At 48.4% G+C, this 20,158-nt stretch carries 10 protein-coding genes and 1 pseudogene; 7 read left to right on the forward strand and 4 right to left on the reverse strand.

Features of this window, described 5'->3' with window-relative positions; translation table 11 throughout:
* Window positions 1-300: 300 nt before the first annotated feature.
* From ACQ4M4_RS21920 to ACQ4M4_RS21945, 6 genes and pseudogenes are all read left to right on the forward strand, one after another.
* Complete coding sequence (locus tag ACQ4M4_RS21920) at window positions 301-2,394, forward strand: peptidoglycan-binding protein (RefSeq protein ID WP_430686599.1); 2,094 nt, start codon at window positions 301-303, stop codon at window positions 2,392-2,394.
* A gap of 110 nt (window positions 2,395-2,504) precedes the next feature.
* On the forward strand, window positions 2,505-3,533 hold the full coding sequence (locus ACQ4M4_RS21925; protein WP_430686600.1) for a hypothetical protein: 1,029 nt from the start codon (window positions 2,505-2,507) through the stop codon (window positions 3,531-3,533).
* A gap of 89 nt (window positions 3,534-3,622) precedes the next feature.
* The gene (locus ACQ4M4_RS21930) at window positions 3,623-7,348 is read left to right on the forward strand and encodes a caspase family protein (protein WP_430686601.1); all 3,726 of its coding nucleotides are present in this window, start codon (window positions 3,623-3,625) and stop codon (window positions 7,346-7,348) included.
* Between the two features lie 15 nt (window positions 7,349-7,363).
* Window positions 7,364-9,010, forward strand: coding sequence for a CHAT domain-containing protein (locus tag ACQ4M4_RS21935; protein ID WP_430686602.1), 1,647 nt, complete (start codon window positions 7,364-7,366; stop codon window positions 9,008-9,010).
* Window positions 9,007-11,501, forward strand: a pseudogene (locus tag ACQ4M4_RS21940) (hypothetical protein). The gene ACQ4M4_RS21935 and the pseudogene ACQ4M4_RS21940 overlap by 4 nt, the downstream one beginning before the upstream one ends.
* Before the next feature lie 443 nt (window positions 11,502-11,944).
* Window positions 11,945-12,268, forward strand: a complete 324-nt coding sequence (locus tag ACQ4M4_RS21945; RefSeq protein ID WP_430686603.1) for a DUF5132 domain-containing protein — start codon at window positions 11,945-11,947, stop codon at window positions 12,266-12,268.
* A gap of 496 nt (window positions 12,269-12,764) precedes the next feature.
* Here ACQ4M4_RS21945 and ACQ4M4_RS21950 read toward each other — a convergent pair whose 3' ends face one another.
* From ACQ4M4_RS21950 to ACQ4M4_RS21965, 4 genes are all read right to left on the reverse strand, one after another.
* The gene (locus ACQ4M4_RS21950; protein WP_430686604.1) at window positions 12,765-15,020 is read right to left on the reverse strand and encodes a heavy metal translocating P-type ATPase; all 2,256 of its coding nucleotides are present in this window, start codon (window positions 15,018-15,020) and stop codon (window positions 12,765-12,767) included.
* 2 nt (window positions 15,021-15,022) lie between these two features.
* Window positions 15,023-15,598, reverse strand: coding sequence for an HMA2 domain-containing protein (locus tag ACQ4M4_RS21955; protein WP_430686605.1), 576 nt, complete (start codon window positions 15,596-15,598; stop codon window positions 15,023-15,025).
* A gap of 53 nt (window positions 15,599-15,651) precedes the next feature.
* Entirely contained in the window at window positions 15,652-16,119 is a 468-nt protein-coding gene (locus tag ACQ4M4_RS21960; protein WP_430686606.1) for a ferritin-like domain-containing protein, read from the reverse strand.
* A 208-nt stretch (window positions 16,120-16,327) separates the two neighbouring features.
* The gene (locus ACQ4M4_RS21965) at window positions 16,328-16,615 is read right to left on the reverse strand and encodes a ferritin-like domain-containing protein (protein ID WP_430686607.1); all 288 of its coding nucleotides are present in this window, start codon (window positions 16,613-16,615) and stop codon (window positions 16,328-16,330) included.
* A 900-nt stretch (window positions 16,616-17,515) separates the two neighbouring features.
* On the opposite strand from ACQ4M4_RS21965, the gene ACQ4M4_RS21970 reads away from it, so the two are divergent.
* Window positions 17,516-19,831: a tetratricopeptide repeat protein gene (locus ACQ4M4_RS21970; protein WP_430686608.1), complete on the forward strand. Its 2,316-nt coding sequence runs from the start codon at window positions 17,516-17,518 to the stop codon at window positions 19,829-19,831.
* Window positions 19,832-20,158 lie beyond the last annotated feature (327 nt).

Raw genomic sequence — 20,158 nt, forward strand, 5'->3', positions numbered from 1 at the left:
AGACGAGAGATAAGCTGATTTGCCTCCCCAAAGCTAGCTCTCAACTATATCTCGTTCTATCCATCCCTGATATTCATCTAAGATTACTGCCCCTTACCATACTCAAATTCACATTCTGTAAAACCTCCGTTTTGAGGCATTCATTTCAAGAAACGCTTCAATTTTAGATGATGGAGAAATTTAATTCTCTCTGTTTTCTTACTCCTTGAGGGTAGGTACAGTTTGAGGCGAGTTTTCTTAATCTTTCAAGATGAAACAGGATTATATTTTGTCTCTTTCAATCCGTTGAAAGGAATCGTCATGAGTACTCTAAACCTGAATTTAGATACGATGTTTCAAGACTTTGAGGAAGAGTCGGAAGCTGAAATTAACCAGGCGGAAACGCAATCAGACTTGGTATCAACTCGCTCTCTATCACCTACTGCTTTAGCAGCGGCTCCAGGCTGTACAACCGCGATCGCCAATGCTTTATCTCAACAGCTGATTCACCAAATGAATCTCATTGCTCCCAACATTATGGTGAGTTTTGATGATTTAGATGTCATTTTGGAACAAGCCGCTTTTCCATATTTGCAGCCTGCGGCCAAAGAATCGTTGCGGAGAGTGATTGCTGCACGGGGTCAGCCGATGCGGATTGCTTCAGCGTATCGTACCATTGCTCAGCAACTCTTCCTGTACAACCGAAGAGAGGGGAGAGGGCGCTGTGGATTGAGTGATGTGGCCTTGCCAGGGCGCAGCAACCACCAAAGTGCTGTTGCGATTGACGTGAGTGACTGGGCAGGCTGGCGTCCCTATTTAGAACGGGATGGGTGGCTTTGGTATGGAACCCGCAAACCAGGCACAAGTGATAAAGTGCACTTTGATTATGTTGGCAGAGGGATAGTCGATATCCGTTCAACGGCGGTTAAAGCCTTTCAGAAACTGTGGAATAAAAACCACTTGGATGATCGAATTGCAGAAGATGGGCAATGGGGCAACGAAACCCATGAGCGGTTAAATCAAGCTCCAATTGGCGGATTCAAAGTTGCTCCTTGGGATGAACAGCCTCGCATTTTACGCCTCTCGCGACCGCCAATGGAGGGCTCTGATGTTCAGAAATTGCAGCAAACCCTGATTCAGCATAGCGAAGATATTGAGGCGGATGGGGTGTTTGGTGCGGGAACAGATGCTGCGCTTAAGCGGGTTCAGGGAAAATTAGGACTGGTGGTCAATGGTGTGGTTGATTCAACAACCATAATGCAACTGTTAGGCCAGAAACCAACTGCTAACGGCGCAGCTTTCGAGTCAGATTCTTCAGTCGTCTCGAATTCGGATGGGCTAGGAGCAGACACAGAACCATCTAAGCCAGAGCCCAAAGTCGAGACTGATATCACCCTAAGGAAAGGTCAGATCAGCTTGGAGGTGTTGGAACTGCAAAGGCTACTGACGGCAAAGGACTGTTACAGCGGAACTTGTGATGGAGACTATGGGCCGAAGACAGAAGCGGCGGTTCAGGTCTTTCAACAAAGTGTGAGCCTACCTGCGGACGGGATTGCAGGCCCAAACACGCTGAAGGCTTTGGGTTATGCCTATAAGACAGTTCCCAGAACGGTTGATGTGAACTTGTTTACGGTTGATGTGGTGGCGCAAATTTTTCAAGGGGCTCCACGAGCCAACATCGAGAAGTATTTACCCTTTGTTCTATCGGCACTTGAGAAGCGAAATTTGGGCGATCGCGACATGGTGCTCATGGCACTAGCAACTATTCGTGCAGAAACTGGATGCTTTGCACCAATTGATGAGTGCCCGTCTTCGTACAACACGAAACCCAATGGTTCTGAGTTTGGCGCGTATGATTTTCGAACCGATTTAGGAAATAACGCTTGTGGACATGGCGCACAATACAAGGGACGTGGATTTGTTCAGTTAACGGGTAAGGCAAACTATCAAACCTTTGGCCAGAAATTGGGATTAGGCGATCGCCTAATCCACAAACCCGAACTCGCGAACGATCCACAAATTGCTGCCGATCTTTTGGCACTCTTCTTGCAAAGCAAGGAAGGTCGGATACGGGTCGCCCTTGCCTGCCGAGACTACGCAAAAGCTCGCCAGACTGTCAACGGAGGAACCCATGGTCTTGATACCTTCGTTCATGCATTCAAAACTGGGCTAGAGCTGCTCAAGCATGTCGATGAACAACCTGCTGTTCCCATCCTGAAATTAACAACCCCCACCATGCAAGGAGTATGGGTACAGAAAGTGCAATCAGCTTTAAAGACAGCTGGTATCTCAATCTGTATAGATGGCGAGTTTGGCCCAGCCACCAAACAAGCAGTTGAGGAATTTCAAAGGAAATATAGCTTAGAGGTGGATGGAATTGTAGGACCGAAGACGCTTGAGCGATTGGGTCTCTAAGTATTCCACAGACAAGCCTGGCTGTAGCCCGAGCAACCAGGCTTGTAATCCTAAATATTTTCGCCTCGTACAAAAGTTCAGCCGTTATAACCGAGCTGAAGGAGATAGCGATGCAAGGATGTTCCAGAGATATTAGCAAAGATACGTGCTGGTTTGTGCCTTTATCTCAGTTAAATCATGTCCAGGGAGCGAGGCTCGACAGAGTATTTTCGCCCTTAGCAGATGATGATGAGGTGATCGAGGATGGGGGCTCGTTTACAATCACGCTAGAGTCTTTCCTCATTGATGAAAACCATGATGATGAGCGGAGTGGAAATGATTTATTAGTTAAGTCAAAGGTTCGATATGGAAATGAGCCTGCCATTGAGTCTATCAACTTCTTTGGCATTGATATACCAGCGGAAACCGTCAGAGAACATCTAGAGTTTGAGCATATCTTTGGGAGAGAGAACCATTCCGCAAAGAATCGAGTTTGGCTAGAGGTGACGATTACAGAAATTGATAAGGGATTGAAGGATGATGCTGCCATCTTGCAGGATTTAAAGGAGTTAAATGCTGAATTTGGAGCTGTTTTTCCAACGTTGATTCCTTTTTCCGGACTTGCTACCAGTGCTGTCGCTTGCCTGTCCAAAGTTGCTGCGTTACAAGAGCAAAACAAACTTCTCTTTAAGAGCCAGATCGATTTTTATGGACTCTTCTCGGATGGAGAAGCGAAACTTCGCTGTGGAGCCTACATTCTTTTCAACCAACCTGTTGAAGCCTGCCAATATCAGCTTCGAGGGTTACAGCTGGAGTACTTTACTCCGAGCGAAAAAGGAAAGCCTGTGCGGGATGATTACGTCATTATCAAAATTGTCCCTGCTTTAATTAGTTCAGGAAATGATCAGGAATTGCGAGAAAACCAACAACTTGCAACCGTTCTTAGCCATGCTCACAGTGAGGACGATCGCACGACTCGGATTGCACAGCGAGAAGTATTGAAAGAGTTTGTAAGCGATGCGCTTCAGTTTCGTGATTTGAAAAGCTTGATTACGCTTAAGACGATGAAGGATATTGGCAAGCCAATGAGCCCTCAGCAGCTCGCGAACTTCTATGTGTTAAGCGATCGATTGAGTAATGTCCTCAATGCATTGAAATGAGCGATCGCATTCAGCCAGAACAGATGATGGGAAGCAGAGCCATCATCCGGTGAAATTTATTGCATGAATGCTTGTTAAGAGTACAAACCATGAACCATATTTATGCTCTTTTAGTTGGCATCGATCGCTACGATCGCGCCTCTTCCATTTCTCCTTTAAAGGGCTGCGTAAACGATGTAAAAGCCTTTCAATCCTATTTAGAAGGGCAAATCGTTCAACATACTGGACAACTCCACCTCAAAGTTTTGCTGAATGAACAGGCCACTCGCCAAGCTGTTATTGATGGCTTTCGTCAGCACTTGTGTCAGGCTGGGCCAGAAGATGTTGCGCTCTTTTTCTACGCAGGGCATGGCTCTCAAGAAAAGGCACCCGAGGAGTTTTGGCATGCAGAACCAGATCGCCTGAACGAAACCCTTGTTTGCTATGACAGTCGCTGCGATGGCAGTTGGGACCTGGCCGATAAAGAACTTGCCAAACTCATTGGTGAAGTGACTGCCAAAAGTCCGCATACTGTAGCAATTATTGATAGTTGCCACTCAGGTACCGCAACCCGTGGAGACTCGGAATCAACGCAGGGCGTGCGGCGTATTCCTGTGGACCCGCGACAGCGCCCTTTAAGCAGCTTCATTGTTAATCCTGCTGAACTGCCTACCACCCCAAGGACGCGCAGTTTTGGGGAGCCTACGAGTGGTTGGTACATGCCTCAAGGCCGCCATGTCTTGATTGCAGCCTGTCGAGATTTTGAAGAGGCCAAAGAATATGCCAGCAATGGTGAACATCATGGTGCATTTTCCTGCTGCTTGTTGGATACCTTGAGCAAAGTGAATGGCTCATTGACCTATCGTGATGTGTTTAAACGAGTATCTGCCCTAGTTCAAAGTCGGGTTACCGATCAGTTACCTCAGCTAGAAGCCATTGTTGCAAATGATCTCGATCGCCCCTTCTTGGGTGGGGCTATTCAGCCGCGATCGCCCCACTTTAGCGTAAGCTATCACTCTGACTACGGCTGGACGCTGGATGGTGGCAGCATTCATGGCATTGCTCAGCCAACCGCAGGTGAAACCACCACCCTGAACCTTTTTCCGTTCAACAGTTCTGATGAGGTTATACAAACCAGCCATCAACCCATTGGAACGGCTGTCGTTACGACTGTTATGCCAGGGTTGAGCCTTGTACAAATTACAGGCGTCCCAAACTTACAGCCAGATATGACGTTCAAAGCAGTTGTGACATCTCTGCCGTTGCCACCCCTGGGAGTTTACTGGATTGGCGATGCAGATGGTCTTGCACGATTGCAACACGCGATCGCCCACGCCAACAATACCGAACCCTCCCTTTATATCCGCCCTGTAGAAGACCCAACGGCAGCAACCTTTCAGGTATTGGCTCAGAACAACCAGTACGCCATCAAACGGCCGGCAGATGCTCGTATTTTGCTAGAGCCTGTGCTTGGTTACACCGTAGAGAGTGCCAGGGAAACCATTCGTTTATTGGAGCACTTGGCTCGCTGGACAACCACACTAGAATTGCAAAGCTCTCCAACCAGCCGTATTGCCTCTAATGCCGTTCAGATGGAGATTGTGCAACCGAACCAAACTCATTCTGGAGACAACATTCGCTTAACTTACACAAACCAAACCCCTCCAAAATTCCAACTCAAACTTAAAAATACGAGCGATCAACGGCTGTATTGCACCGTATTGGATTTAACGGAACGGTTTGCCATTCATGCAGACCTATTTAAAGCAGGAGGCCAATGGCTGGCCCCTGGAGAAGAAGCCTATGCACTGAGTGGAAAACCGATCGATGCTTCCGTTCCTGACGAGCTGTGGGAGCAGGGAATCACAGAATTCAAAGATGTGCTGAAGCTGATTGTGAGTACATCAGAGTTTGATGCCCGGTTACTGGAGCAGGATAAGCTGACGCTGTACCAAGGTGAACCGCGATCGCCCGAACCCAGGACAACGCGCTCCAGTCCCAAAGGAATGCTAAATCGCCTCATGCAACGAGTACAGACTCGTGACCTGGGTGCAAGTGCAGAGAATGAAGTGACTGACGATTGGATCACCAGCCAAATGGTCATCACAACGGTGCGTCCGCGGCATGCGATCGCCCTTTCTGCTGCAACACCCAAAGCACAGCTCATCCCAGGCGTAACCATCGAAAGTCCGGCAGATTTTCAAGCCCAAGCACGACTCACTACCATTCCTCAATCCACACGCGATTTGGGTAATCACATTTTGCCGCTATTGCTGCGCGATCGCACTCAATCTTTTCAGTTCACAGCTAGCCGCGCAACCGATCCCGGCCTCAGCGCATTGGAACTCAGCCATGTCAACAATCGAGAAACGATCACACCCCAAAATCCCTTAAAAGTCATTGCTGATAGGACGTTGGAACAGGGAACTTATATTCTGCCCGTTGCCTACGATGGAGAGTTTTACCTGCCACTAGGCCGGGGCATTGCCCAGGGTGACCAAACGGAAATCACCATCGAACACCTACCCGAACCCATTCAGGAAGGAAACCGAAGCCTGGGCGGAGCCATTCGGATCTTCTTCCAAAAAGTTGTGTCTCAAAAACTGGGTTCTGAGCTAAGTCAAAAATTTGGCATTGCTTTCGACTACCCCATTTTGGCAGCAGTCGCCGTGAACGATGGTGAGGTGAGTTACGATGCTGATCCAATCGTTGTTGCGGCTAAAGTTGCTCAGGCAAAGCGCATTGCTCTTTATACTCACGGAATTATTGGCGACACCGCCAGCATGTTGCCTAGCATTGACACGGCGATGGTAAGGGTCAACGAACAAGCGAAGCCTCTTAAGAACTGCTACGACTTGATCCTGGCCTTCGATTATGAAAGTCTGAATACGCCCATTGCAACCCATGCTCGTGAACTCAAACAACGCCTGAAGGAAATTGGGCTTGGCCCAAATCATGACAAAACGTTCCACATCATTGCTCATTCCATGGGGGGGCTGGTATCTCGTTGGTTCATTGAGCAAGAGGGAGGCAACGAAGTAGTGCAACATCTCATCTTGTTGGGCACTCCCAGTGCTGGTTCGCCTTGGCCACAGGTAGAAGCGGGCATCACCACTCTGGCTGCATTGATCATCAATGGCTTATCGACTGTTGCAGTTCCACTCCGAATATTGGGAAGTTTGCTAGAGCATCTTGAATCGATGGATATGACGCTAGATGAAATGGAACCAAGCTCAGAGTTCTTGAAAGCGCTGGCCATGAGTGATGATCCGGGTGTTTCCTACACAGTCATTGCTGGAAACACCTCCCTGATTCATGGCACGAAGGGTACGCTAGCCGAAAAGCTGGTGGCTCGCATCAAGTCGCTTATGGAATTACCTTTCTTTGGAGTGACCAACGATTTAGCCGTTACGGTGGAAAGTATCCAGGCAATTCCGACAAATCGCACGCCCGCACCGACCCTGGTAGAAGTTGACTGTGATCATTTGGTGTACTTTACTGAACCATCTGGAGTCACGGCACTGGGGACGAGCATTCAAACAATTTTGGCTGGAGAAATGGCGGCTACCGTTTCAATGGCTTCTACTTCAATGGCTTCTACAATGATGCCCCCGGTTCCAGCGATCGCAGCGATGCCACAACCCCAGCACCTTCAGTTGCAAGCTACACCCTCTCAGCATGAACAGACATCTCAATCAGTGTTCGTTTGGTGGCTACTGGGGGCGATCGCCCTTATCCTGTTTGGACTCTTTGGCCTGCGGCTATTACAACAGCCAACTCCAACCCCTGCCAACTCCCAGTCTCAATCACTTGCTGAAACGATTTACCATGCTTGAGTTCCATTGAATCTCATGAAAACGATTTTGACCTTGGCGGCAAATCCCGACGATACCTCCGCTCTTCGCCTCAACCGAGAGATCCGGGAAATTGAAACCCGCTTGCAACAGTCCAAATACCGTGATGAATTTACATTTATCCGTCGTGATGCTGTCCGTTGGGATGATTTGCAGCGAGCCATTTTGGAAATAAAACCTCGCATCATCCACTTTTGCGGTCATGGAACAGGCCAGTCAGGTCTAGTACTAGAAAATGACCAAGGGCAGTGTTGTATTCTCAGTACAGATATCTTGTCGGATTTGTTCAAACAAGTCGCTCCTCATGTGGAATGTGTTTTGCTCAATGCTTGTCATTCCAAGGAGCAGGCCTTAGCCATTTCCCAACACATTAACTATGTCATTGGCATGAACCAAGCAATTGCTGATGCCGATGCGATCGCCTATGCTCAGGGCTTTTATCTGGCGCTTGGGGCTGGAGAGTCAATTCAAGGCGCTCATGCAACAGGCTGCCGACAAATTCAATCTCATTACTGCGGCTATACTGATAGTCGCGATTTGTCTGCCCATGGGGATGCAGAACCAGCAGTTGCAGTTCTTTCCAATGCTCACACCATCCCCGAACTGTACGTCAAAGAGACGCTCACCGTATTTGCCGATCCAGCGCAAGAGCCAAAACTCCGAGAAGCTTCTAATGATGCTCATGCGGGACTCACAGCTTTGGTGGAGCTACTCGCCAATCCCAAGATTTATGAGGCAGTTATCGTCTTCCGTTCAGATTTCAAGGTTCTTGCTGAACAGATTCAACTCCTCAGCTATTACAAAAACCTGCATGATTTGCTGCATAAAGTGGAAATTGAATGCTATCGAAATATTGTGCAAGAAGCACGCCGATTTCCCACTGATGACATGGCCCTAACTATGCTGGCTGAGTATGGTATGGCCTTGCAAGGGATTACGGCCGAAGTTTGCAAAGTTGTGGCGACTCGTCCAGAAAAAGCCTACGATGCGCCGTGGATTCACAAGTTAGAAGACGCTCACACGAAACTCCAAGCGGCTACAGATAATGTGGATGTTCATAGTCTTCAACAAGCAATTTTTTCATTAACTCAGCTCTTAGCAGATCAGCCTGTTCGGCTCAATACCAGCCTTACAGAAACAGCAAAAGCACTCCGATTGGCAGAAATGGTGAACAATCTCGGTACCCTTCAACCCCAAATTTATGCGGCTGTATCTGACTCAGCAAAAGTTCAGCAGTTTTCGGAAGGAATTAGTTCGCTCTCCAGTTTGAGTACCCGGCTTGAGGTCTTAGTTCATACTCACGATGCCTGGCAGGAAGTTGATTCAATTTTGCGGCGAATTGAAGTGAACCTGCATCGGGATACAACCGATTTAGAGTGGGCATGGCCGGGATTAAAAGAACTGACGAAACCTTTATATCAAGATGTATCAGATCCGATGCTGCTTTCTCAAAAGCAATGCGAACAACGCCTGGATGATGCGATCGCACTGAATGATCCCGTCAAAATCAAACATCATTTCTGCATTTACCGAAGAGCTGCACTGAACTATTTTTCTCAAGTGGATTTGAGCTTAATTCAACTCTGCGATGAACTGCGAGACATTAGCCAATCACTAGCCCTCGTCGTTGAGAAGATCTCATGAATACCTTAACTGGCCACCCAACGTCTGATGATCCGTCGATCCACTTTCCTTCTTTCTCGGCACTGCGCGCTGCCCACGGGAATCTGCTCAAGCTATATCGAGAAGCGGGCGATCGAGAAGGCTTAGTGCCCAACATTCAAACATTTGTGAGTCAGGGAAAAGAAACTGGAGCCCTGATTGATGACGATGGCGATCGCCTTGCCGCCCAAGGCTTACTCGATTACTGGGTATCCGTCTTGCTGCGATCGGGATATCCTGCACCCAACTCCACTTTGGCTGACTTTGACATTGACCTATCCCCCGAACTTAATGAAGCAGATTGCCCCTACTGCGGATTGGATGCGTTTCGTGAAGAGGATGCAGGTTTCTTTTACGGGAGGCAGCGCTTAGTGACAGAGCTGTTGGAGGCGCTAGCCTCCCACTCAATGCTGGCGGTTGTTGGTGATTCAGGCAGCGGTAAGTCATCGGTGGTGCGAGGAGGGTTCATCCCCAAACTCAAAGCAGGTGCCTTACCGGGTAGTGACCAATGGCACTATTTTTCTACCATGGTTCCCGGTAGCAATCCTTTGCACAGCTTAGTTCGGCTGCTTCAGCCTGAGTGTCTTGCAGATGCGAACTGGATGAATCTTCAGTTAAAACACCTCGAAGCCAACCCAAATGATTTGCCTACACTCGTACGCCAAGTTGCCGGGGAAAAACCCACTGTCCTAGTCATTGATCAGTATTTACCCTTTGCCAGGATTTAGTGATTCGTCGAGCATTTATTGATAGCTTGGTAGCCTTAATTCAAGTGGCAGATCCACCTCAACACTACGTCATTCTAACGATGCGGAGCGATTTTGAAAGCCAGGTTGCCACCTTACCGCAGTTGTGGACTTTGTTCCAATCTGCCCAGGTTCGAGTGTTCCCCCTTGATGCGGGAGAATTAAGAGAAGCAATCGAAGCTCCTGCAGCCCAAGTGGGGCTTAAGTTTGAGGATGGCGTCGTCGATCAACTTATTGCCGATGTGCTGGGGGAACCGGCTGCTCTGCCATTGCTGCAATTTATGCTGCTGCAACTTTGGGAACACCGCGATCGCAACCGAGTTACATATCATGCATACCAACAGCTTGGCGGCGGAAGGCGGGCTTTAGCACACAGAGCCGATGAAGTTTACTCCAACCTAATTCCTGAAGATCAAGATGCAGCGAAACATATTTTGCTCAAAATGGTACGCCCAAGTATGGGGCTGGAAGTAACCAATAACCGAATTCGACGACAGGAGCTTGATCATCTCGGCATTGCACCAGACCGCATTCAGCGTGTTTTAGACAAGCTCTGCAAAGCTCGGCTTGTGAGACAAACCGATGGAGAAACCCCAGAAGATACGCAGATCGAAATTGCCCATGAAGCCTTGATTCGCAACTGGCCTCAACTGATGGAGTGGTTGGATGAAGAGCGAGTGACTCTACGCCAGCGCTTGCATTTAACCGATACCGCCTTACAATGGCAGCGCCGTGGCTATCCGCGTGACCTGCTGCTGAAAGGAATTTTGCTAGAGGAGGCACAGCAATATCAAGACTTAACTCCACTTGAAACTAAACTAGTCAAACGCAGCAAACAGGACAAAGCAAGTAGGGCACAAAAACGGGCGATCGCTCTAACAAGTATTATTCTCTTGCTTTCTGCTCTAAGCGGATACTTGGTTTGGCAGAATATCCAGCTACAAGCAGCCCTAGATGGAAAAGATAAGGCCCAGAAGACAGCTGTATTAGCAGAGACGCAAGTTGAACAAGCAAAGCAAGAAGTAACTGATCAGAGAGTAAGTAGAGCTGTCGAATCTGGCCAAAGTATAAATTTAGAAGCAGCCAGACAATACGAAACGTTGGGGTTTCAAGCGTTATTATCTGAGGACTTAAGCAAAGCTCAAGAATATTTTCGTCAAGCTTATGAGGCTTTTCCTGGGAATCCTAATGTTGATGAGATTTACCATCAAGTTCTCAACTCAGAGGTGATTGATAGCTTCAGTACAGCCAATGAGATTGGGAAGAAAAAAATATTGCTGCAAATTTATCACACAGTCTTAAATCGCTATAGCTGGGGGCCATCTCTGGAAGTGCTTGCTCAAATGAGCAATAAACTTCCTGATACTACGATTGAATATTTTGCTAAGGATATAGTTCGCCAGCCTGAAATTACAGAATCTCTGTCCGATCTGGGTTTTTCAGTCTTATCGGCTGACTCGCGAACTTCAACCCCCTTAAACGCACTTTGGTTTGGTAATCCAGTTGATATCGATACTGTGAAGCTTACTGCTACGGTTCTTCTCGAACAGGGAGTTGAGCTACGAACGATTCAGCCCTTTGCCGAAACTTCTAAAAACCGATCTGCCAATAAAATTCAAATTGGCGGCAACTCAGATGCGAACAACTGTAGTGCCCTATGGACAGTTGAGTCGGTTCAGGCTGCCACTGCATTTACTCGGGCCAACTTTGGCTGTAGGCAACCCTAATTCCTATCGTGTCGGTTCTACCAGAGAAGCCGTGGTATTGTTCTCCTTCGTTCTGTTCAACTTTGATCGAAACGAGCCTAGCTCGTCGTTTCTGAAAAACGATCCAAATCCAAATTGAACTTCTCCTCTCCCCGGTGGATCGTGTTGAAGGATCAGCTTAAGGCAAGAGCTAATTGTTCATAAAACAATTGGATAAGCCGTGCTTAATGGCTGACGTTTCTGCATCAAATGAACCGATCGAGGATGATATGTGTATTCAATGAAACAAATTTGAAATAGAGATACAGCAATCCAAAGGAGAAAGATACGACAATGAATCTGAACAAGGTTTTAACTTTAAGCTGAGATATGCACCTTTCTTATAATTCAAGGGTTTTGAGGAGACTGGACATATAATGATGATGGGTGTGATACGACACACCCAAACGTAGACGAGGTGCAATATGCAACAAATGCATCATGAGAATATTGGTTTAAGAGCGCGAGTTGCTGAACTAGCAACCGACCCAAGTGCCAGAGCGATCGCAGTGGGTGTCGCAACAGTGGCGATCGCTCCCTTGGTATTACCTCTAGTCAAACCTGCCCTGAAAGCAACCATCAAATCAGGGGTTATGCTATTCGAACAAGCAAAGAGTACGATCGCTGAAACACGTGAACTTATCGCAGACATTGCGGCAGAAGCGAGAGCAGAAGCCCGGATTGAAGCGCAAAAGCAGGCCGCAGTGCAAACTTCCCTATCTTCATCGAAATCTACGGTAGAGGGATAGAGGATGAAGGAGTGAAGGGGGAGGTGAGTCCTTGAGTAAGTTTCGCTTGCTTTCCCCAACTCCTCATGGTTCACTACCTAATTCATCAAAATTTTGTCTGACGCATGATGGTGAATGCTAGGGGCGATCTGATGAGTCGATTCGCGCTGTTGTGCTTCGGCAATCCATTGAGAGAGTGACATTGAAGTATGTCCAGATCGTTTTGCACTGAGCAACTTTTCGCTCTTGGGATGTGCAGTTTTGGCCCCAGGGATTAACTTAGGACCAAAAATGAGAATCCCCAGGCCAAGCCATGTTAGTGGATGGCTGCCATGCCCGTCTTCTAAAATTTCTTTGAGGTGAAAGGTTAGTACTGACCTTTCAAGATGAATTAGAGACATAGACTTTAGTAGACTTTAGGAACTAAGGGTTCATTCATTTTTAGAATAGCAGTCTTCCCTATTAGTTGAGAAGATATTGCAATAAGGATCAATACTTTGTGTTTTTACGCTACCCATTAAGACTGAGAGGATTGCTGCATTTGGTGCTGAATTAGTGGGCGCAGACTGTTGATGCCAGCAGCGATCGCTGACCCGTTATGAATGGCTGTGGCTACGAGAGGGTTGAGCCCAACGGTTGTTGCCAGTCCCAGAGCCAGTAGGTTCGGTGCAACGACCAGCGTTGTATTCTGGTCAATTAAGGCGCGAGTTTGACGAGCAATGGCGATCGCCTCCAACAAATCCAGGAGATTATTGTTCATCAGCACCACGTCTGCCGTTTCTCGTGCAATGTCGGAGCCATGCTCAAAGGAAACAGAGACATCTGCATAGGCAAGCGCCACCGAATCGTTCAAGCCATCCCCAACAAAGGCAACCGTACGACCAGATCGATGGAGGTCTCGCACCACACGAGCTTTTTGCTCTGGGAATGCTTCGGCATACACTCGTTCTTTGGGAATTCCCAATTCTTGAGCCACTTGTGCGGCCCGTTGAGCATTATCTCCTGTCAGAAGATGGACTTCAATTCTGTACAAGCGTTGTAGAACCTGGAGCAGACGACTACTTTCAGGACGAAGGGGATCTGCATATTGAATCGCTCCTTGAAAGCGATAGATTCCACTGCCAACAGGAGCACAGGCGACATAAATGAGAGATTGTTGGCCATCTAGTGCATCCGTTGTCCAGTTTCCCCAATCTACTCCCGCCTGTTGTAAAAAGCGTTCACTGCCGACCAACACATCCCAATCTTCAATCTGTGCCTGAATGCCTAAACCAACCTTGTAAGACCATTCGTGCCGAGCGGGAATGGATAGATTGTGCTGTTGAGCATACTGAGCGATCGCCTCCGCAACGGGATGATTCAGCCGCTGTTCTGCTGCGGCTGCCAGTTGTAATACGGTTTCTGGAGGTAAGCTTCCGGCTACCGTTCTGACCCCCAGAATGGCAATTGTCCCCTGAGTCAAGGTTCCGGTCTTGTCAAACACGATCGTATCAATGTTTGACAGTTGTTCCAGTGTCCGTCCACTGCGAACCAGCACACCGTGTCGGGTGGTATGGTTGAGCGCGCCTAACAAAGCTGTCGGAATGGAAACCCGAATGCCTGTTACAAAGTCCAACGTGAGGATTGCAGCAGCTCTGGCAGGTTCGCGAGTGGTTATAAGGACAATTCCTGCCAGGATTAACGATGGGACAATCAGGCGATCGGCAATTTCCCCGGCATAGTTTGCCATGCGAGTGTCATACACCGGAGCTTTTTGTAGCAACTCAATACTGGCCGCCGCACGCGTTTGTTGTCCGACCCGTTCTGCTTGTAAATAGAGCTGTCCAGATTGCACAAGTGTTGAGGCAAGTACCTGTTGTCCGACTCGTCGCACCACAGGCATCGATTCTCCCGTCAGGCTTTGCTGATTGACGATCGCTTCTCCCTGCAGGACGACACCATCCACCGGAATTTGCTCGCCCGGATACACAATCACGATGTCGCCAATCTGGACGCGATCGCTCTCAATCTGCTGCGGAGGATGATCCCCATACTTCACCCAGGCAAAGTGCCCAATCGCATCCAGCAAATTTGCCGTGCGCACTTCCGTCGATCGCGCCGTTTGTTCCCGAATTACATCTCCTAGTTCGTGCAGCGTAATCACCATTGCGGGCGTAAATAACTTGCCCTGCCAGCCACTCAAACTCAATGCCAGCAGATCCAAACAATCAATATTGAGCCGCTGTTGCACAAACAGGCTATAGAATGCCCGTTGCGCCACAGGTAAAGCCGCCGCAAGAACCGTGGCAATTGCCAAGGGGCGTAGCACAACAAACCGAGGGAATCGGCACAAAAATGACAAAACAGAGGCGGTAACCGGAAGTTGCAGGCTTGACCATTGCCCTTCATTGCCAGTCGAAATTTTAGATTTTGAATCGTGGATTTTGGACGAAGCGGATGTTACAGAGCTGCTGGTAGAAGCAGGGGGTTGAAGAAGACTTTGACCCTGGCAGTAATGGGATAACAGGTAAGGAAGCTGTTCTTCTACGGAATGACCGATTTCGTATTGAATGATGAGCGATCGCGCCGCTCGGTTCAGGCGAATGCTCATGATTCCTGGAAGGTGAGTCAGCGCGGTTTCAAGGTGGTCTGCAATGGCAGCATGGGTTGCTAACATGGGAATCCGAAACCTGGCGCGTCCTGGAATTTGATGAACCAGTTCAACGATAGGGATGGGTGAGAGTTCTCCCACGTCCATTGTTTTGGGAGCCATCAACGATGCTAGAGTTGCCATATTCAAGATTCAGCCGCAGAGTGAACCAGATCTGGAGTTGATCCCTTCTCGGCTTGGCCGAGAATTTCTAATAAGCGCATTCCCAATTCCAGTTCTGATACATCCGTTCCGTCATACTGAATGACCAGAGAGGCCGCCACTCGATTCAAACGCACTCCTGTAATCCGTTCATCGTTGAGCAACAGAGTTTCTAATCGTTTGGCATAGGCGGCATCTGCAATTAATCGAGGAATGCGGAGGCGAATACGCCCCACAGTGGAATGGACGATGGTGTAGTCTTCTACGGTTTGGGGAGAGGGTTCAGGTGCAACTTGTCCATTCGAGGAAGCAGTAAGCGCAGGGGAATGATGAGCTTGCTTTTTGAGTTGCTGTACTGCCTGACGAGTCATCGCTGCGATCGCCAAGTTCACTAACAAGGCCTGCGCTCCTCTAAGCTGCAGACGACTGGTAACGAATAGCCCGGTCAACACAGGTAAAATGGTTGCAATTTCGCCATACTCTTCCAAAAAAGTTCCTAGGCGCGGAGCAACATCGATGGTTCCCACGCTTTGTGTTGGGGTAGATGCTGCATCAGTCATAATGAATCCTCCTGCTAAATCAGCCAATCATCAGCCAAAACTTGCGATCGCCCTTAGGCTCCATGCCTGCAACCTCGCCCATGTCTTCCATGCCCTCTGCCACCTTGCCCGGTTTGGATAGTGCCCCGTTCTGCACAGCGTTGAAAAGCAGGCAGGTGTCTGGTTTGCGATGCCCGTTGCAAATTCAAAAAAACGGTTTGAACATCTGGATAATCGGTTGTGAGATTGAGCAACCGTCGATACATTGCTCCATTCTCAATTTCTGCCTGCACACCTTCTTGACAGGCTTCTTGAACCGATGCGGGAATAGTGATGCGCCCTTGCCATGTATCTTCTGGTAGCGCATAGCCATACCTCTGGAATAAGGGAATTAATGCCCGAATATGGCGTTCCTCCGATTCCACAATATTGACGAAGGGCCGGATTGCGCCAAACTTACTCAGAATTAAGCGGTAAGTTGCCCTTGCCTTGTATTCATCTTCCAAGGCTTCAATCAATGCATCTCTCAGTTGCTTAGACATCGCACGTTTGCCAACCTCATTGAGTAACTGAATGACTTAGTAACTTAATTAGCATTTTTTAGTCCTCATTCATATTGATAAAATATAAATACTACGCCGTGAAGTATTGGTAGTGGCAGCGGGCACGGAAGCGATTTCTTTACTTGGGGTACTGCTAATGTTGCAATATCGTAATTGACGAAGAAATTTTCTGATTCTTTCACATGAGTCAGTTGGCGGTGCTGAACAATGCTGAACAGTCCGCGACCAAACCCCCTTCGGGATGTTGCCTTGCGACCTTGCCCTGTAGAACCTGTAAGGTCGAGTCATCTGATTCAGCGGTGGCGAGATGTATCAGATCGTTAAACTTTTGGGTAACAAATTGCGCATGAGGGTAGAGTTTTTCAAACCTCTCTTGCAATGATTGAAATCCTGGTAGACATACTTCCATTCCTTCGGTGATTGATGTAAGTGCGATCTTCTCCTGCAAGCTGCTGACCAAGCGACGTAGATGCATCAATTTCTTCCTTTGCCTGTTGGCTTAATCCAGTGGTACAACCGTTGATTCCATGTCGTTAGGCACACCGGAAACTCACTTGCAAGTCGAGTAAGGAAGGAACGGTATCAAGGTAATTTGCTCGTCTCACCGCCCGATTGTGGGCTGGAACAGCATGGCAATGCCTTTTCGTTGCTTAATCACTATTAAATTATATAATAAAGACTCTATTCCAAAGAATTTAGATTATTTGTCTCGAAAATGAGCGTGAACGACAAGCGGATATTGCATCACTTGTCCACCTTATTATTGGGTTCAGCTCTTAAATTTAGCGTCATTCAATTGGGCATAGAAGGCCTAACGTTTCACTGCTATACATGAGAGTTCGCTCTATTCCATATCGCTAATGGTGATAGGCGATCGCCTCCTTCACCCGTTCTGGATGCTACGCGCTTCAAAACTTGCTAGGACGCTCATGATTGTTGCCTCTGGTTTTGCTTAGATCAGCCTTACGCAAGCTCATCCACTCTCGTATGTGTTGAGTATTAGATTGCGAAGCCACCCAATACTTAACCCACATGCGTCAGTTCTGTTGGAAAAAGTGTTTGAGCCTTCTTGGCGATTGGCTGTAATTCTTGAAGGGAGGAAGATCGTGTGGCGGGCAGTTTACTGCAATTGCCTATATTACCCTCATTCATCATAAAAGCTTCTCTATAATGTCCAATTTGCTGCGTTATTGTTCACTCAACAACTTGTAGCGCATGAAAAATCCCTAAAAACTTAGTTTTATTGAAAGAATTGGTGGTTTTGAGGAGCGAATGGGCACCTTAAACGGGGATCTGCCAATTTTTGGTCTAAAGCTTTGCCTTACGGCGTTGCTGTACAGCTTGTCTGTTTCCCGAATACACTGTCGCATTCATCATGAAAAAACTATCGCTTCAGGTTTTTCTTTCCTTAACAACGTTGGCAGCAACCAGCGTTCTAGGTCTCAATGCTCTTGCTCTGGCCGAGGTAGATCGCCAGGGTCGTGAAGATGGTATCTTCATCGCTCAGTCCTCCTTTCGTCTAGATAGCCTATGGGAACAGGTTATTCGTGCCCAAGGTGCTGGGGAATATGAGGATGCGATCGCCCTTCTCGATCGGATTCTTGATGTGAATCCGAACATCGCATCGGCCTGGTTTTGGCGTGGTATGGGTTTCAGCAAATTGGGCCAATACCAGGAGGCTGCAGCTTCTTACGAGCGAGCAACCGAAATTGATGGTACTTATATTCACGCTTTCTATGAGCAAGGTAATGCCCTCTACAGTTTGCAACAGTACACTCAGGCTGTAGCTGTTTGGCGGCAAGCGCTCACGCTACAAGGCGAGTCTCGTTACGAGCAAGAATTGGTGCGCACGATCATTCCCCAACGCATTGCCAATACTCTGCTGTATGATTTGGAGCAATACCAAGAAGCGCTAACTTTCTACAGTCAATTAACAAGTAACGCAACTTCTACATCAATTCTGATCAGCCAGGGAACGGCGCTCTATAAATTAGGGCGCTATCAGGAAGCGATTACAGTGTGTGACCGTGCGATCGCCCTTGATGCCAACAATGCTGATGTCTGGGCTCTCAAAGGGTTTGCCCTGCTGGAGCTGGAGCGGTATGAGGAGGCGATCGCCATCCTTCGCCAAGCGCGCGAACTGGATGCAGACAACGTTGAAGTAAATGCATTACTCACCGTATTGGAAGCTGTTGAAGATGGTGAATTCACAGTAGAACAGGCACGATTAACGACGCTTCGCAGCGAAATTACAACGGCCGAATCACGGTTAGAACAGCTTCGCCTGCAAACCATCACAACAATTGAGCAACAGGAAGCAGCCGAAGCCGAACTCGAAGAGACGCAAGCCCAACTCATTTCCATTCAGGCAGAAATTGAAACGACAGAAGCTGAACTGGAAACCTTGAGATTGCAGCGAGCGAGCCTGGAAGAGGAACTCATTGTTGTTCGCGCTGATCTAGAGAGTTCGCAAGAAGATGTGCGCGAAGTTCAGCTAGAACTTGAAGAATACCGAGCTGAGCTGGTTGCTGTGCAAGCAGAGATTGAAACTGCTGAGCTGCGACTGGTTGCCTTGCGGAGTGACCGTGAAGCGTTAGAGGCTCAATTAATCAGCATCCGCGCTGAGATTGAGACCTCTGAAGAGCGGCTTGTCGAGTTGCGATCGGAGATTGAAGAGTCTGAAGCTCGTCTGCTTGCGATTAATGCCGAAATTGAAACAACCGAGGCTGAACTTGTTTCTCTCAACGAAGAGCAAGAAACCCTAGAAGCACAACTCGTTTCATTACGGGCCGAAGTCGAAGATGTTCGTTTGGAACTGCAAAGCTCTCAAGTAGAGGTTCGAGCGTCTGAGGCACGATTGGTAGCCCTTGAAGCAGAACTTGAGCAGGTCGAAATCCGCCTAGCTTCCCTACAAACCGAAATTGAAACCGCTACGGTTACCCTGGAAACCCTTCGGGAAGAGCGTGTGGAGTTGGAGGAATCCTTGGTTGCGATTCGAGGTGACATTCGCACCCTGGAAGTTGACCGTGAAGAAATCCGTGTTGAAATTCGGGAGTTGGAGGAGCGCCGTGAACTGGCGATCGCCCAACTAGAGTCTACTCAAATTGCCTACTGTGGCCTGCAAGCCCGCTTAAGCGAATTGGAAGTGGCAATTCGCGAAATCCGAGGAACCCGACAAGCCTCGGATGTGGTGCTGCGTTGTCCTTTTGAGGCCGATCAGGATGATGTGGACGTGGATGAGGCTCCGAATCAAGAAGACGATGATGACAATGATGAAGCGTCGGCTCCGGCTTCCCTCCCTTCTGAAACTGAGGAGTTAACCAGTGGCGTTGATGTTGTGACCCTGCCGAATGGCTATCGCGTCACCTTCTTGGGCGTTTCCTACAGCAGCAGTTCTTCTACCTGGCGCTACCGGGTTGAGGAACTACCAGTTGCTCAAGACTTGAGTAACTGGGTGCTGGAACTACCGAGTTGTGCCCGTGTGGTGAACGCTTCGCCCAATGGGGAACTAGTCAATCCTGATCCCAATGCTCGTTTAAGCGGGATTAAGTGGCAGCCAGGTGGTGGCTTTGTCGATGGCGTGTTCTCTGTCACCTTGTCGGGAGCGGTGACTGAAGGCAGCATGAATGTTGCGGTGAAGGGGCCAGATGTTGCCCTTGGCACTTTAACAGGCCCTGTTTGCGGTCAATAGCCGAGAAGGGACAGAGCTGCATCTGCCCTGTCCCTTCTCGCACTTCTTTAACGTCAGTTTCGGTTAAGGGCTTTTCTGAGGTTTGCGCATCGCGCAAACCTCAGAAAAGCCCATTTTTGCGTGCGCGACGCGCACGCAAAAATGGGCACTTCAGCTTATCCAAAACTCAGGGTTCTTTAAATCTCCTGCATGAATGGCTTTTTGAAACATGAATCGTTGTGTGACGGAACCGTGCAACGATTCATGCAGAAGCTTCTCTAAGCCAAAGTCCCAAACGTCCTATTTCTCACTGGACTTACGCATTGGTGTTGTGGGGGGGGGGGGGGG

The organism is Leptolyngbya sp. AN02str (assembly GCF_050565595.1).
Taxonomy (GTDB): Bacteria; Cyanobacteriota; Cyanobacteriia; order Elainellales; family Elainellaceae; genus Kaiparowitsia.

What these genes read in the sequence shown, in the direction of transcription:
- ACQ4M4_RS21960 (WP_430686606.1), bottom strand. Translation starts at nt 16,119, where the DNA reads ATGTCTAAGCAACTGAGAGATGCATTGATTGAAGCCTTGGAAGATGAA.
- ACQ4M4_RS21970 (WP_430686608.1), top strand. Translation starts at nt 17,516, where the DNA reads ATGAAAAAACTATCGCTTCAGGTTTTTCTTTCCTTAACAACGTTGGCA.
- ACQ4M4_RS21920 (WP_430686599.1), top strand. Translation starts at nt 301, where the DNA reads ATGAGTACTCTAAACCTGAATTTAGATACGATGTTTCAAGACTTTGAG.
- ACQ4M4_RS21945 (WP_430686603.1), top strand. Translation starts at nt 11,945, where the DNA reads ATGCAACAAATGCATCATGAGAATATTGGTTTAAGAGCGCGAGTTGCT.
- ACQ4M4_RS21965 (WP_430686607.1), bottom strand. Translation starts at nt 16,615, where the DNA reads ATGCATCTACGTCGCTTGGTCAGCAGCTTGCAGGAGAAGATCGCACTT.
- ACQ4M4_RS21925 (WP_430686600.1), top strand. Translation starts at nt 2,505, where the DNA reads ATGCAAGGATGTTCCAGAGATATTAGCAAAGATACGTGCTGGTTTGTG.
- ACQ4M4_RS21930 (WP_430686601.1), top strand. Translation starts at nt 3,623, where the DNA reads ATGAACCATATTTATGCTCTTTTAGTTGGCATCGATCGCTACGATCGC.
- ACQ4M4_RS21935 (WP_430686602.1), top strand. Translation starts at nt 7,364, where the DNA reads ATGAAAACGATTTTGACCTTGGCGGCAAATCCCGACGATACCTCCGCT.
- ACQ4M4_RS21955 (WP_430686605.1), bottom strand. Translation starts at nt 15,598, where the DNA reads ATGACTGATGCAGCATCTACCCCAACACAAAGCGTGGGAACCATCGAT.
- ACQ4M4_RS21950 (WP_430686604.1), bottom strand. Translation starts at nt 15,020, where the DNA reads ATGGCAACTCTAGCATCGTTGATGGCTCCCAAAACAATGGACGTGGGA.